The following is a 16,118-nucleotide window of genomic DNA, read 5'->3' on the forward strand; positions in this document are numbered from 1 at the left end:
GCCGAGATTACTGTAGGTGGCAACAGGAGTTTAAATCGGCTTTTTCTCCAGATGAGAAATCTTACAAGCATTGAAAACTTTGAGCATTTGAATACAGAAGGCGTGACGAACATGGCGCAGATGTTCGCAAGCACAGGTTTAACTCGTGTAGATTTATCAAGTTTGGATACAAGTGCTGTAACTACTATGGAACATATGTTTTCGGGTGCGATATCTTTATTAAGCTTGGATGTGTCTGGATTTGTGACGGACAATGTTACAAATATGGAAGATATGTTTTCTTATACACATAATTTGAGTGAAATAAAAGGTTTAAATGCTTTTAATACGAGTGCGGTCACAACAATGTATGGGATGTTTTGGCATGCTGAAGCTTTAACAAGTTTAGACTTATCTGCATTTGATACGAGTGTGGTTGAAGATATGTCATGGATGTTTGCTAATACCCATGCTTTAACGGAGTTAGATATATCTTCCTTTAATACAGCTGCTGTTACGGATATGCAGGCGATGTTTCTCCGGGCAGCCAATTTGACAGACTTAGATTTATCTTTCTTTGACACAGGTGCTGTTAGAGATATGAGCATGATGTTTGCAGACACGCACCGTCTAAGCAGTTTAGATATATCTTCCTTTGTTACATCTTCTGTGACAACTATGTTTGCAATGTTTACTCGTGCTAGCGCTCTGATCAAATTAGATTTAAGCAGCTTTAACACGAGAGCAGTTACAGATATGAATCAGATGTTTTTAGGTGCAAGTATGCTAACAGAGCTTGACTTGTCCTCCTTCGAAACACCTGCTCTTACACAAGCGGCTATCATGTTTCAAAACGCAAGTGCTTTAAGAAAACTAGACCTCTCCTCTTTTGATACAAGGAATGTTGCTCCCAACAATAGAAATAATTTCTTGGCTGGTTTAAACGCTTTAGTTGAGCTTCGATTAGGTGAAAACACGAATATAGGGAACTCTGCCTTGCCCGATGAGACGACAACACCCGGCTTCCTCAACTCTTGGAAACGAGAAACACAGAGAGGCCCAGCGGATTGGTTAAGTTCCCAAGATTTGATGACTTTATCAGGAACAGCCGGGGAAGCCACTGGAACTTGGCGCCGTGTCCCTTACCAAACGAATGTTCAAGTCAAGGACAGCAGTATATTTATTGGTGAAGATTGGCAGCCAGAGGATAACTTCGTCAGCGCCACGGATAGTTATGGCGAAACCGTTTCCTTTGACCGCATCACAGTAGAGGGGACTGTGGACACAGATACAGCCGGCACTTATAAAGTGACTTACTCTTATGACGGAGTCAGTGCGACAGCAGAAATCACAGTTAAGGAAAGTCAAACTTCTGTTAACGTCAAGAACAGTGCACTCTTTGTAGGCGAGAATTGGACTGCTCAGGATAACTTTGTCAGTGCCACAGATCGCTATGGCGAAACTGTTCCCTTTAATCGTATCACGGTAGAAGGTACCGTAGACACAGATACAGCTGGCACTTATAAAGTGACTTACACTTATGACGGTGTGGAAGCTACAGCTGAAATCACAGTCAAGGAAAGCCAAACCTCAGTACAGGTCAAAGATAGTTCACTCTTTGTGGGCGAGGCTTGGACTGCCCAAGATAACTTTGTCAGCGCCACAGACCGTTATGGCGAAATCGTTCCCTTTGACCGCATCACAGTAGAGGGGACTGTGGACACAGATACAGCCGGCACTTATAAAGTGACCTACACTTATGACGGTGTGGAAGCTACAGCTGAAATCACAGTTAAAGCTAGAGGAGGCAACGGCAATGGTGCTACTAATGGTGGAGAAAGTAATAATGGAGGTACTGAATCCAACAACGGAGACGGGACAAATGGAAATGGTACTTCTGGGGAAGATGATGATAGGAAAGAAGAGCCGAATCATTCGGACAATAAAGAGGATGAACATAAGCAAACAAGCACTGATAATTTGCCAAGGACAGGAGAAATTGGGGGACTATTTGGTGCACTTGGCTTAGCCAATTTAATGCTTGCTTTAACATTATGGCTTAAACGAAGAAAACTGAAGTAGGGTTTATTCAAGATTTTGAAATGTATCTATAGTAAACGAAGAGAGAAAAGCCTTTCTTCGTTTACTTATATCTGATATTATTTTGAATTTAATAACAAAGATATTAAAAAATCATAAGTTAAAATGAGGAGTAACATATGACACCAGAAAAGAAACGTAAATTACGAAACATTGCACTTTTAGCTCTTCTTGGCTTAATTGGAGGCACATTTGCCTTTCAATCATTCAACCAACAAGCCATCAATGACCGTGAAGGGCAAAATAACGAAGGTGCCGCTGGCCGTATTCACGACTACTACAACCGTGAGACGGAAAACAAGGATGTCTTTGTCGAAAATTATGGAGATGAGCCCTTACTTGTCCGTATCCAACTCAAAGAATTTCTCTCAAAAAATGGAGAATCTATCGTAATTGATGCCGAACGAGAAAACTTAGAGTCATGGACAGTTTGGCAGCCCTCAGCCCGTGATATTCATCGACGGAATGAGGATTCACCGAGTCATGCTTTTGAGTCTTATACGGACTGGACATTTGGTTTTTCAGGTGAGGGTGTCCATGAAATGTCTGCTCGAAATATGGCAATATCTGGAGGGGCTCCTTATATGCCAACTTTCAATCATGATCGTGGTGATGAGCGGACTGCAGCAGCGGGAGATGCTCTTGACTATGTAGAAGGAGGAGCAACACATCCTGGAGATGGGACTGAAGGTTATTGGAGACAGCATGCAACTTTCAAAAACTATGATCCCGAAGAAGCTGAGGAAGATAGAAGTCCGCTCTTCCCAGGACGGGCAGTAGAACAAGATGTTCAACACACCCTGCTGCAAGAACGCCCCCCAATAACGATGGCAGTATGGGAAGGCTTAGACGAACATGAAAAAATAGGGCGCTATTGGGTCGTAGATGAAGAAACGGGCTGGGCTTACTGGGCTTCTTACCTTCAACATGGCCAGGCCCCCTCTTATCTTATTGACCAGGCAGATATGGCAGATGCGATTAAAGCAACGCCAGGCTCTTGGTTTTATGCTATCCTTGTCCAAGGGAACATGGTTTCGCCCACAGAGGACAATATTAATACTTTCTTTGAGCAAGGAGGAGATACCGCGCGAGCCAGAGATTTGGTTAATCGTATGGGAGAAACGAATATTCCAAACTTCAATGGCGATATTCAGCCAGATGAAAGCTTTTTTGTGGAAGGGGTAGAATATGGCTATATAGGTCCCCATGGCGGCGGACACTTGGTTGTACCTATGCAAAGTATAGGACGAAGCAACTTTGGTGAAACAACAGACTATATGAGCTCTAATGTGAGGCAAACGGCTAATGCCTACTATAATTCACTTCCTGCTCAACTCCAACGTCGTGTTCTTCCTGTAAGTTATGGTTCTGGTAGAGGCATTGATGAAGAGGAACTTGAGCACCAGCTGAATAGTGGTGATGCTCTTGATATTGAGGATTACATTACTCGAGTAGATGAGCGAGGAGAAAGGACAGCATTTATTCTGTCAATAGTTGACATCCTTTTTTATGATGGAAAGAGACACCGCAACACAGCGGAGCCCCCTTCTTTACCGGATTTCTGGACACGTACAACTGCTGGTAAGGATTTCGGCATTACGCAAGTATACGGTTGGAGCGTAATCAGTGATGCACCACAATGGAGAAAATGGGAGATTAATGAAATAAGGGACGTCCTTCCTGCGCTCATGCTTTCACAGATTGGAGAGATGCAAAAATAATACCTGTGAGGAGTCCCAAGCTATTGATGAGGACAACTTAGAAAATAAAGCAGGTTCATTCCTCCGTTATCATTAACTATCAATACACAAAGCTTCTCAGTAATTGAGAAGTTTTTTTATATTTAAAACGAACACTTTCAATTTTTTTTAGAATTTCTTAAAAAATGAAAGTATTTCATTATCTTTAAATGCTATAATATGAAATATAGAAAGCGTTTACAAAGGAGAACGAACATGACAGAAACTTCTTACATTATGGCAATTGACCAAGGTACAACAAGCTCAAGAGCTATTATATTTGATAAACAGGGTAAACACATTGGGAGTTCCCAAAAGGAATTCACCCAGTATTTTCCTAAAGAAGGTTGGGTCGAACATGATGCCAACGAGATTTGGAACTCTGTACAGTCTGTTATCGCAGGAGCTTTTATCGAATCTGGTATCAAACCTGTACAGGTTGCCGGTATCGGTATAACTAACCAACGCGAAACCACCATTATCTGGGACAAAAAGACAGGCAAGCCCATTTACCATGCTATTGTGTGGCAATCTCGTCAATCTGCCGACATTGCCAATGGCCTTAAAGAAGCAGGGCATGATGAACTCTTCCACAAAAAGACAGGACTTATTGTTGATTCCTACTTTTCAGCCACAAAGATTCGTTGGATTCTTGATCACGTAGAAGGTGCACAAGAGCGTGCCGAACGGGGCGAGCTCCTCTTTGGAACCATCGATACATGGCTCTTGTGGAAGTTGACAGATGGCGATGCACACTATACCGACTATTCGAATGCCAGCCGTACTATGCTCTACAATATTCACGAGTTGAAATGGGATGAAGAAATCCTGAAAATTCTTAATATTCCAGCTTCAATGCTTCCAGAAGTTAAGTCCAACTCAGAAGTTTATGGTGTAACTAAAGGTTTCCATTTCTTCGGCTCTGAAGTACCAATCTCTGGTATGGCGGGAGACCAGCAAGCTGCATTATTTGGTCAAATGGCCTTTGAGCCTGGGATGATTAAAAATACCTATGGTACAGGTTCATTTATTGTCATGAACACAGGTGAGAAACCCCATATTTCGAAAAATAACATGCTGACAACGATTGGCTATGGTATTAACGGAAAAGTATATTATGCCTTAGAGGGAAGCATCTTTGTCGCAGGCTCATCTATCCAATGGTTACGTGATGGTTTGAAAATGTTGGAGCGGGCCAGTGATTCCGAAGAAGTGGCACTCCAATCTAGGAGTCAAGATGAAGTTTATGTAGTGCCAGCTTTTGTCGGTCTTGGTGCTCCGTATTGGGACCAAGAAGCGCGTGGTGCGATGTTTGGCTTGACACGTGGAACAACAAAAGAAGATATTGTGAAAGCAACCTTACAAGGGATTGCTTATCAAGTTCGTGATGTAGTCAGCACCATGAAAGAAGATACAGGAATCGATATGTCTGTGCTCAAGGTAGACGGCGGTGCTGCAAACAATGAATACTTGATGCAGTTCCAAGCGGATATCCTGAATATCCCAATCCAACGTGCGGGCGATTTGGAAACAACAGCACTTGGTGCAGCCTTCCTTGCAGGACTAGCTGTTGGTTTCTGGAAAGACTTAGAAGAACTTAAAGAATCCTATGAACCGGGCAAAATTTTCCAAACTCAAATGCAAGAAGAACGCAGAGAAGAACTTTATGCCGGTTGGAAAAAAGCCGTGAATGCGACACGCGCTTTCAAATAATAAGCAATTAGACAGTAACCTAAAAGGAGAATAGAAATGGCTTTTTCTAAAAAAACAAGACAAGAAGCAATCACAAAAGTTCAAAATGAAGAGATGGACCTACTCGTTATCGGAGGGGGAATCACTGGTGCTGGATTGACATTACAAGCAGCGGCTGCTGGCATGAAAGTTGCCGTACTTGAAATGCAGGACTTTTCAGAGGGAACATCTTCACGGTCGACAAAACTCGTGCATGGAGGGATCCGCTACCTCAAAAACTTCGATGTCGAAGTTGTTTCTGATACGGTTTCAGAACGTGCTGTTGTTCAAGGCATTGCGCCCCATATTCCTAAGCCAGATCCGATGTTACTTCCTATCTACGATGATGAAGGCAAGACAACTTTTGATATGTTTTCTGTGAAAATTGCGATGGATTTGTATGACCGTTTGGCCGGTGTGGATGAAGATTCACCATATGCTAACTATACTATCTCACCAGAAGAAGTATTGCGCCGTGAGCCACTCATCAAGAAAAAAGGGTTACAAGGAGCTGGTGTTTATCTTGACTATCGTAACAATGATGCACGCTTGGTAATTGATAATATCAAGAAAGCCGTAGAAGACGGTGCGCAAGCCATTAGCAAGATGAAAGTCATTGATTTTACCTATACCGATGGACAAATCTCTGGTGTTCGTGCGCGTGATTTGTTGACAGACCAAGTCATTGAAGTCAAAGCTAAACTTGTGATTAACACAAGTGGTCCTTGGGTAGACAAGATTCGTTATCTGAACTTCACCCGTCCTATCGTGCCAAAAATGCGTCCAACAAAAGGTGTACATCTGGTAGTGGATGCGGCTAAACTACCTGTACCACAACCAACTTATTTTGACACAGGCAAACACGATAAACGTATGGTCTTTGCTATTCCCCGTGAAAATAAAACTTATTTTGGTACGACAGATACAGATTATCATGGCGACTTTACTGATCCAAAAGTAACCCAAGAAGATGTGGATTACCTCTTGGATGTCATTAATTTCCGCTACCCTGAAGCAAATATCACGATTAATGACATTGAAGCTTCATGGGCTGGATTGCGCCCATTATTAGGTGGAAATTCTGGTTCAGACTATAACGGTGGAGATAATGGTGCGGTTTCTGAAACTAGCTTTAACGCTGTCGTTGAGGCGGTGCTCCGCTATAAAAATAAAACAGCAACAAAAGCCGAAGTAGAGCATTTGTTGAACAATATGGAATCAAACCTTTCCGAAAAAGGAGATGCACCATCTTCCGTATCTCGTGGAAGTTCCCTCGAACGCGAGAGCGATGGTTTGATTACTCTAGCGGGCGGTAAAATCACGGACTACCGTAAAATGGCAGCGGGTGCGATGGAGCTTATCTGCCAACTGCTTGAGGAGGACTTTGGTTTGAACTATGAACCTATTGACTCTAAAAAATACCAAATCTCTGGTGGTGAATTTGACCCAACTAAGGTTGAAGAAGTTGTTGCTGAAAACATGAAAGTTGGTGTTGCTGCAGGACTAACAGAGGAAGAAGCAAAATACATCGCGGACTTTTATGGCATGAACGCCCTCCAAGTGTTTGCCTATGCTTCTGAAATGGAGCCATATGAAGGTCTATCTCTCGCCGAATCAGCACGTTTACGTTATGCGCTTGAAGATGAAATGATCTTGACGCCAGTGGATTACTTGCTTCGTCGTACCAACCATATTTTATTTATGCGTGAAGGTGTAGATGCTATCAAGGTACATGTTGTTAATGCCATGGCGGAATACCTCGGCTGGTCTGAAGAAGAAAAAGCAGAACAAGAAAAAGCTTTGGAAGAAGCACTTCGTGAATCTGACTTGTCGGACTTGAAGAAGTAAAATAATCCCAAAAATGATTGAAACAAATAAAATATAGAAAAAAGGAGTCAATATGCACTCAGAAATGGTACAATTACTCGGTGAATTTTTAGGCACATTTATCTTAATCCTTCTTGGTAACGGTGTAGTTTCAGGCGTTGTTCTGAACAAGACGAAAGCAACAGGAGCAGGGTGGGTTGCTATCACACTCGGTTGGGGCTTTGCAGTAATGATGGGGGTTTACATTTCCGGATTTATGTCGCCTGCCCACTTGAATCCAGCAGTAACGATTGCAATGGCAATGATTGGTAGCTTTAGCTGGAGTTTGGTTTTCCCTTATATTATCGCCCAAATGCTTGGGGCAATGGTCGCCAGCATTATCCTCTACCTGATGTTTTACCCTCACTACGCTGAAACTAAAAATCCAGCAGATATCTTAGGCACATTTTCTACAGGTCCAGCCATTCGTCAGACGGGGTCGAACTTAATCAGTGAAATTGTTGGAACAGCAGTCTTAACGACAGGTATTCTGGCCTTTGGTCAATATGCCATTACGCAAACTTCTGGTGTTTCACCTCTTTTAGTCGGTGCTATCATCACAGCCATTGGTTTATCACTTGGTGCGACAACCGGTTACTCTTTGAATCCTGCACGTGACTTAGGTCCTCGTATCATGCACGCTATCTTACCTATCAAGGGCAAAGGAGATTCTGACTGGTCTTACGCATGGATTCCTGTCGTAGGTCCAATCATTGGCGGTAGCTTAGGCGCCCTTATCTTTAACATGGTTATTCAATTTGCAAGTAAATAAATTGAAATATTAGACAAAAGTAGAGTTAGACAAAGATCTAGCTCTTTTTTTTTTATGAAAAAAATACCAGTAATCCTCCAGCTGATGGGAATAAAAACTAAATAAAGAAAACGCTTTATTTTCTCTTGCTTTTGAAAATAAGAGGTGCTATATCACAAATATAACAAAACTAAAAGAAAAATTTTGGAGGAAACAAAATGTCGAAAAAAATAGTAGCCGTTACGGCCTGTGCTGCTGGAATAGCGCACACCTATATGGCCGCCGAATCTATCGAAAAAGCGGCTAAAAAAATGGGCTATGAGGTCAAAGTAGAGACAAATGGAGCTATTGGAGCAGAGAATGTCTTAACTCCTGAAGAGATCGAAAACGCAGATCTTGTACTTGTTGCCTCAGACATTAAGATTGATCCGATTCGTTTCACAGGTAAGCCTCTTTATGTTACAAAATCTATCCCGGCAATTGAAGATTCGGAAGCCTTGATAAAAAAAGCATTCGCTGAGGCTGAAGTTTTTGGCAAGAAAGGAAGTAAGGTAGGGAATATTCAGATTGGTAATGATAAAGATAAGGTTACTTTTCTGACCCATGTGATGAGTGGTATTTCTTACATGGTGCCAATGGTCATCGCTGCCGGTCTTCTCCTTACCATTGCCAATCTCTATGCCTTTCAAAGAGACGACCTAGGACGTATTGTCAAGTGGGGTTTTGACAATACGACACAAATGGGCTTCCTCATGGAAAAACTCTTTTATGTTGGGCAGATGGGTTTTAAACTGATGATTCCACTATTTGCTGGTTTTGTGGCAAATTCCATTGCAGACAAACCCGCAATAGCTCCTGCCATGATTGGTGCTTATCTTGTTAATGACCCAGAATTTTTAGGAACTGAAGCAGGTGGAGGTTTTATTGGTGCTATTATTGTGGCTTTCATTGTTGGCTATATGGTCAAAGGATTGAAAAAAATAAAATGGCCTAAAATTGTTATGCCAATCGTGCCAATTATGATTATTCCTTTTATTGCAACAGCAGTTATCAGCTTGATCGTGCTTTATATCATCGGAAATCCAATATCGGTGGGGATGGATGCTATGTATGATGGGTTAACCAATTTAAATAATAATTTCGCAGGTGCACCAATCATTATCGGAGCCATTTGTGGCGCAATGATTGGGTTTGACTTGGGTGGACCAATCAATAAAACGGCTTTAGTATTTGGGACAGCAATATTTACCGATACAATGACAAAATACGGTATTGAAGGTGCAAACTTTGTACCTGGTACAGCAACACAAGCAGCGATTTCGGTAGCTCCCTTAGGCGTATGGTTGGCTACGATATTATTTAAAAATAAATTTTCAAAAGATGAAAAAATTGCTGCCAGTGCAGCCTTCGGTATGGGGATTGTGGGTGTCACTGAAGGAGCTATTCCATTTGTGGCAGCACATCCTGTACGAATGATTTTCTCAAACGTTGTAGGATCAGCTGTTGCAGGCGGACTTATTTCAGCTACTGGTTCGAAATTTTATGGCGGTATTGGCTCGCCTCTGGGGACCTTTATTGGTTATATTGAGCAACCGATTCCTTTTGTAACATGGATTTTGTGCGTATGTGCAGGTATTTTGACCACCGCATTATTGATTGGATTTACACGAGGTATTGAATTCAAAAAGCCAGTAAAAGCTAAAGCAAAATAAGAAAGTGAATAAAGATGAACAAAGAAGTTTTTAATCAAGAACATATCCTTTTCGATACAAGCGCACGTACACAGGAAGAAGCCTTTGCAGTTATTGCACAGTTTACACATTCTCTGGGCTTTGTGGACAATGAAGCCGAATATTTTGAAGGCCTAAAACAGCGAGAAGCAGAAGCAACAACAGGATTTAAAGATCATATCGCCATTCCTCATTGTAAAGATAAAACGAACTTAAAGCCGGGCATGTTTTTCGTTAGATTTGCCAATGAAATTCCTTGGAATGCTTTGGATGGAAAACCCGTGAAAGTTGCTCTGGCACTTACGATTCCTGATGAAGGTGCGACTGAGCACTTGAAGTTGCTGAGCTTAATCGCTCGAAAACTAATCGATGATCAATTTCGTGAAGATATTTTATCAGAGAAAGACCCGAATAATCTGACTGCCGTTATAGATAAAATTGATTTTTAACTCAAAGGTCAAATCATCTTGATTTGGCCTTTTGAAAAAATGAATAAGGAAGTAAAAATGAAGAAAAAAGTACACGTCATTCATCATACACATTGGGATTTAGAATGGTATTTTACTCATAATGAATCTTTCGTCCAGTTGGCTTATCATTTGGATGAAGTAATGAGCGCTTTGGAGAATAATGAAATTTCTTATTATCTCCTCGATGGGCAAATGAGCATTTTGGATGACTACCTCCAAAGTTTCCCTGAACAAAAAACACGACTCAAAAAGTTGGTTCAAGCTGGAAAACTCTGGATTGGTCCATGGTATACTCAAACAGATGAACTCATCATAAGTGGCGAGTCAATTGTGAGAAATTTGACTCTGGGAATGGAATTAGCAGAAGATTTGGGTGGTTATATGAATATCGGTTACCTGCCAGACTCTTTCGGCCAGAGCAAAGATATGCCTAAGATATATCAAGGTTTAGGAATTGATCGTACAGTCTTTTGGCGAGGATTGCCGCAGGAAAAAACAAGGGACCGCGAATTTTATTGGCAAGCTGAAGATGGTTCAAAAGTTTTAGCCGCAAATATTAAGGATGGTTATTTTGTCGGCGTTGGACTTATTTATAGTGACCAAACCCAAGAACTTATGACGCAGATTGAAGACGGTGCTGTGGGGCAACATCTTGTCTTACCTGTAGGAGGAGACCAGCGTTATGTAGATTTTAACCTACGTGAGCGGATTGATTTTTACAACCAGAAACTGAGTGACTATGAGTTAAAAGAAAGCAATTATGAGGAGCTATTCTCCGAACTCGAAAAAGAGGAACTGACCACAATTGAAGGAGAATTTATCTCCAGCTCAGTCTCGAAAATCCATCGCTCGATTTATTCTTCACGTTACGACCATAAGTATTTGAATGATAAGCTGGAAAGACGGATGATTTATCAGGTAGAACCACTCGTTCTTATGGCTGAAAAACTTGGTATTGCTAACAAGCAAGGCTTAATTGACAGAATCTGGAAATTGCTGGCAAAAAATCAAGCCCACGACAGTGCGGGCGGCTGTAATAGCGATAAAACCAATCGCATTATTCGCGAGCGTTTTATCGAAGCAGACCAACTGTCTTATTCCATAGTCGACTACTTGACCAGAAAAATCAGTGAGTCACAGAAAAAAGTTTGTGACCACCAAGTCAGCATTTTTAATACCCTGCCTTGGGAAGTAACTAAAACAGTAAAAATTAATGTCTCTACTGAGTTTAAAGATATCCAACTGAAAAACACGGCAGGGGAAGCGCTAAGTTTTGATGTTCTGGCAAGAAATAAAGAATATTCTGGTGAGATCAGACGCGAAGAAACTGCTCAAGATCCGGATAAATATTATTATATTCATGAACTGGCTGTAGAAGTTACGGTTCCTGCGCTTAGTTTTGTGAATTACTTCGTTGAAGAAAGTCAACGGTCAAGCATGGTCATCAGCGAAGACAAGCAAGATTATATTGAAAATGATTACTACAAGCTGAGCTATGAAAAAGGACAGCTTCATTTATTTGATAAGAAAAAGCAGCAAAGTTATGACAACATCTTATCTTTTGAAGATGGTGGTGATGAAGGTGATACTTACGATTACTCGCCAGCTCATGCAGATTGTGTCTTTGATTTGACACTTACGGGAAGTGAGCGAAAAGCTTTTTGTGGGGAAAATTATCAAGAGCTGATTTTGACTGGTACTTGGGACCTTCCCAAGGATTTGAAAGAACGTGCAGAAGGCATTTGCGAACAAAAACAAGACTACGAATTAAAAATTACCTTAAAAAAAGGGAGCAAGCATCTCGAATGCCATTTGACGATAGATAATCAAGCGCTGGACCATCGTATGCGTGCAGTCATCAATCTTCCTTTTGCTAATCAATATTCTTACACAGATACGCCTTTTGGCACAGTGAAGCGTGAAGCAGAAGATCCGCATTTGAAAGATTGGCAAGAAATCGGCTGGCGTGAAGAACCAACAGCTATTTACCCCATGCTAAAATGGGTTAATGTTCACGATGATAAAAACAGTTGGACGGTTTTTGCCAAAGGAATCAAAGAATATCAATTAATCGGGGAAAATCACCATCAGTTAGCTTTAACCCTCTTTCGAAGTGTCGGATTTTTAGGACGGCCTGATTTGCTCAGAAGGCCAGGTGTAGCTTCTGGTAATGCTTTTAAGTACATCCCAACACCTGATAGCCAATTGTTGGAAAAATTAACATTCAAATTTGCCATAAGTTTAGAACAGGATTATAACCCCGCACGACTTGCTAAAAGTTACCTTGATTATGCTTTATCCTTGCCGTTCTATCAAATTCAGAGTCTAAATCTTTTTACAACGACTTTAAAATATTTTGTGTCAAATACCTTGAAAGAAAAAATTTGCAGTCCCCAGAATATCAGCTTGAAAGCACCTGACCTTGTCTTTAGTTCACTCCGTAAGAATAAGCTTTACGGCGGTTGGGACTTACGGGTGTATAATCCAAGTACCCAAGCTGTTCAGGGTGAGAATTTTATTCTGTCAGAGCAGGAGCTTCGCTATGAGTTTGTTGACTTGAAAGGAATCGCGCTAACCGAACGACAAAAAAATAGTAAAATTAATCTGGGAGATTTTAGAGCAGGACAGATTAAAACTGTTCATTTCATAGATTGAGGAAAAATCATGAAGGAAGATATTTTCATATTAATTGAATCGCACCGTTTGGAATTAACCTATGTTGAGGAGATTATAGCCAACTATTTTATCAGTAAAAAGGCACCGCTGAATATAGATAAATTAGCACAAACACTTGCTGTATCAAAGGCATCGATTACTCGCTTTTGTAAAAAGATTGGTTTGGATAATTACAAGGAACTCATGTTTTTATATAACCTTTCCTTGGATAAAAAAGAAGAGCCATCGATTTCATCGGCAGTGACAGCTATTTACCATGCCTTAGCCACACGAAGTGACAATGCTTATTCCGAGGTGGAAGTGGACAAGCTGTGCGCTTTAATAAAAGATCATAACATCATTCATTTTTTTGGAAAGGGCTTTAACAGTTATACAGGAGCTGATTTTTCATTCAAATTTTCACGGTTTGGCAAGTATGTTCGTGTCATTTCAGAGGAAAAGTCAATCTTAATGTCAGCAGAATTTGCCCGTGAGGGTGAAATGATACTCGTGGCATCCTTGAGAGGAATAGACAGCAACCTTCTTGAAGCGATGACCATAACAAAGGAAAAAAATATTCCGATAGCACTGATTACTTCCAATCCTAATTCTGATTTGATTAAACAAGCAGATATTACACTAATATCAGCGGGCTTAACACATGAAGAATCTATCGGGAATATCTCACCACAAATTCCGATTTTGATTCAATTAGACATACTTTACGAACGCTATCTTCATCTCTTTTCTGATTCTGTAAAGAAATGGATCAAATCTGAAGAAATTTTACATAAAAATAAAAAATAAGAAGGTTTAAACATGAAAAAATTTCCTGAAGGATTTTTGTGGGGTGCAGCTTTATCCGGTCCACAAACTGAAGGTTATTCTCTAAAAGAGGGTAAATCTGCTTCTACATGGGATTACTGGTTTAAAGAAAATCCTGAAAGATTTAATGAAAAACAAAGCCCAGAAATAACTTCTAATCTTTACGAAAATTACGCAGAGGATTGCCAACGGATGAAAGCTATCGGGCTTAATTCGATTCGTACCTCTATCCAATGGACACGACTACTTCCTGACGGTAAAACGCTCAACCCTCAGGCGGTTGATTTTTATAGAAATTATTTTACAAAGATGAAAGAAAATGGTGTCAAGCCAATAATTAACCTTTTTCATTTTGATATGCCCATGTGGTTGATGGATAAAGGTGGGTGGGAAATCCGAGAATCTGTTGAGGCTTTTCGTTTTTATGCCCAAACAGCTTTTGAATGCTTTGGTGATTTAGTTCAGGATTGGACCACTTTCAATGAACCAATGGTTCATGTGGAATGTGGTTATTTACAAGGCTTTCATTATCCTGCAATTGTTGATATCAAAAAAGCTGTTCAAGTGGCTTATCATACCTTAATGGCACATGTAAAAGCTGTTCAAACCTTTAGAGAACTTATGCCGCAAGGATCCATCGGTATTATTCTTAATGTATCTCCGAGCTATGCGCGCAGTCAGTCAGCAGCAGACTTAAAAGCTAAAAAAGCCGCTGATTTAGTCAATATAAAAAGCTTTCTTGATCCTGCGGTGCTTGGAAAACACAACACTGATTTGGTTGAACTTCTCAAAATTAACCAACTCTTACCTGAAACATTACCAGAAGATGAAAAAGATGTAGCAGCCAATACAGTAGACTTTATCGGTTTAAATTATTACCAACCGAGTCGCGTTCAAGCACCTGAGAATGCGAGCTTCCCCGCTAAAACCTTAGATGATTTTTACCAACCTTATGATTGGCCTGAAAAGAAAATGAATCCTTATCGTGGGTGGGAAATTTACCCGCAAGCCATTTATGATGTAGCGATGATGATGAAAAAGGACTATCATAATCTTCCTTGGTTTGTCAGTGAAAATGGCATGGGGGTAGCTGATGAGGAGCGGTTTATGGATGATTCAGGCATGATCCAAGATGATTATCGCATTGAATTTATGAAGGAGCATCTCAGTTACCTTCATCAAGCCATTGAAGAAGGAAGCAATTGCTTTGGTTACCACACGTGGACTTTTATTGATTGTTGGTCTTGGCTGAATGGTTATCGCAACCGCTATGGTTTTTATCGGGTTGATTTGGAAGAGGATTATAAACGTACCGTGAAAAAGAGCGGACTTTGGTATAAGAAATTAAGTGAGCATAATGGATATGAAGAATAATGGACATAAGCTCGCCGTGTTTGATATTGGCGGCACAGCAGTAAAATATGGTTTATGGGATGGAGAAAAAATCCTGAATAATGCTTCTTTTAAAACACCTGAAAGCTTTGAAAAGCTTACTGCGAAGATGGGCAGTATTATCAAGGACTATCCACAGCTTAAAGGAATAGCGATATCGTCTCCAGGCGCTGTCAATACAGCGAAAAGAAGGATTGAAGGAATCAGCGCCGTACCCTATCTGCACAATCGTCCTATATTTGATGAAATTGAACAATGCTTTGACTTGCCCGTGGCTATCGAAAATGATGCCAATTGTGCAGGGATTTGTGAAATTGATTATGGTGCAGGAAAAGAAGCCCAGAATGCTGTTTTTTTGGTCATAGGTACAGGAGTAGGTGGAGCTATCTTTATTAACCGCAAGCTTTATAAAGGTGCGCATCTTTTTGCTGGCGAATTCGGTTTGATGAAAAACACGAAGCATAAAACTTTTAGCGAAACCGGACCATTGGTTAAAGCTGCGGAAACTTATTCCAAAGAGACAGGGCAGAAAATTTCAGGTAAGGAACTGTATGACTTAATGGATCAAAAAAATCCCCAAGCTACTTTACTTATCGAAAATATGCTGGAGATTATTTCTGATTATTTATATAATATCCAAGTTTCGCTTGATCCAGATACAATTATCATTGGTGGCGGAATGTCAGCGCGGAAAGATTTGCCAGAAATCCTCCAAAAAAAATTAGCAGAACGTCTTCAAAATTATGATATAGCTCATATCCTGCCAAGAATTGAAAGTTGTCATTATATGAACAATGCAAATCTGATTGGGGCAGCTTTAAATTTTTACACTATTTTCCCGAAAGCTCAGAGATGATTTGACAAAAAAACCAGCGCTCTA

Annotated in this window: 11 protein-coding genes; all 11 read left to right on the forward strand. The window is 40.6% G+C overall.

Going from position 1 to position 16,118, the window contains the following annotated elements; all coding sequences use genetic code 11:
- Positions 1-6 precede the first annotated feature (6 nt).
- Entirely contained in the window at positions 7-2,061 is a 2,055-nt protein-coding gene (locus tag J0J36_RS04290; RefSeq protein WP_255566841.1) for a bacterial Ig-like domain-containing protein, read from the forward strand.
- Between the two features lie 137 nt (positions 2,062-2,198).
- Entirely contained in the window at positions 2,199-3,800 is a 1,602-nt protein-coding gene (locus J0J36_RS04295) for a hypothetical protein (protein WP_153924734.1), read from the forward strand.
- Between the two features lie 234 nt (positions 3,801-4,034).
- Positions 4,035-5,531, forward strand: coding sequence for a glycerol kinase GlpK (glpK, locus tag J0J36_RS04300; RefSeq protein WP_019292543.1), 1,497 nt, complete (start codon positions 4,035-4,037; stop codon positions 5,529-5,531).
- A 36-nt stretch (positions 5,532-5,567) separates the two neighbouring features.
- Positions 5,568-7,397: a type 1 glycerol-3-phosphate oxidase gene (gene glpO / locus J0J36_RS04305; protein WP_019335787.1), complete on the forward strand. Its 1,830-nt coding sequence runs from the start codon at positions 5,568-5,570 to the stop codon at positions 7,395-7,397.
- A gap of 52 nt (positions 7,398-7,449) precedes the next feature.
- Positions 7,450-8,187: an MIP/aquaporin family protein gene (locus J0J36_RS04310; RefSeq protein WP_019292545.1), complete on the forward strand. Its 738-nt coding sequence runs from the start codon at positions 7,450-7,452 to the stop codon at positions 8,185-8,187.
- A gap of 197 nt (positions 8,188-8,384) precedes the next feature.
- On the forward strand, positions 8,385-9,878 hold the full coding sequence (locus J0J36_RS04315) for a PTS fructose transporter subunit IIC (RefSeq protein ID WP_019293549.1): 1,494 nt from the start codon (positions 8,385-8,387) through the stop codon (positions 9,876-9,878).
- 14 nt (positions 9,879-9,892) lie between these two features.
- The gene (locus tag J0J36_RS04320; protein WP_153924737.1) at positions 9,893-10,345 is read left to right on the forward strand and encodes a PTS sugar transporter subunit IIA; all 453 of its coding nucleotides are present in this window, start codon (positions 9,893-9,895) and stop codon (positions 10,343-10,345) included.
- 57 nt (positions 10,346-10,402) lie between these two features.
- Positions 10,403-13,021 carry a glycoside hydrolase family 38 C-terminal domain-containing protein gene (locus J0J36_RS04325; RefSeq protein WP_019292548.1) on the forward strand — a complete coding sequence of 873 codons (2,619 nt, stop codon included), beginning with the start codon at positions 10,403-10,405 and terminating at the stop codon, positions 13,019-13,021.
- A gap of 9 nt (positions 13,022-13,030) precedes the next feature.
- A complete protein-coding gene (locus J0J36_RS04330) occupies positions 13,031-13,828 on the forward strand; it encodes a MurR/RpiR family transcriptional regulator (RefSeq protein ID WP_019293546.1) in 798 nt (265 codons plus the stop codon).
- A gap of 12 nt (positions 13,829-13,840) precedes the next feature.
- Positions 13,841-15,220, forward strand: a complete 1,380-nt coding sequence (locus tag J0J36_RS04335; RefSeq protein ID WP_046401087.1) for a glycoside hydrolase family 1 protein — start codon at positions 13,841-13,843, stop codon at positions 15,218-15,220.
- The gene (locus J0J36_RS04340; RefSeq protein ID WP_019293544.1) at positions 15,204-16,094 is read left to right on the forward strand and encodes an ROK family protein; all 891 of its coding nucleotides are present in this window, start codon (positions 15,204-15,206) and stop codon (positions 16,092-16,094) included. Before J0J36_RS04335 ends, J0J36_RS04340 begins: the two co-directional genes overlap by 17 nt.
- Positions 16,095-16,118: the final 24 nt, after the last annotated feature.

The organism is Lactococcus sp. LG1074 (genome assembly GCF_017309525.1).
Lineage (GTDB): Bacteria > Bacillota > Bacilli > Lactobacillales > Streptococcaceae > Lactococcus > Lactococcus petauri.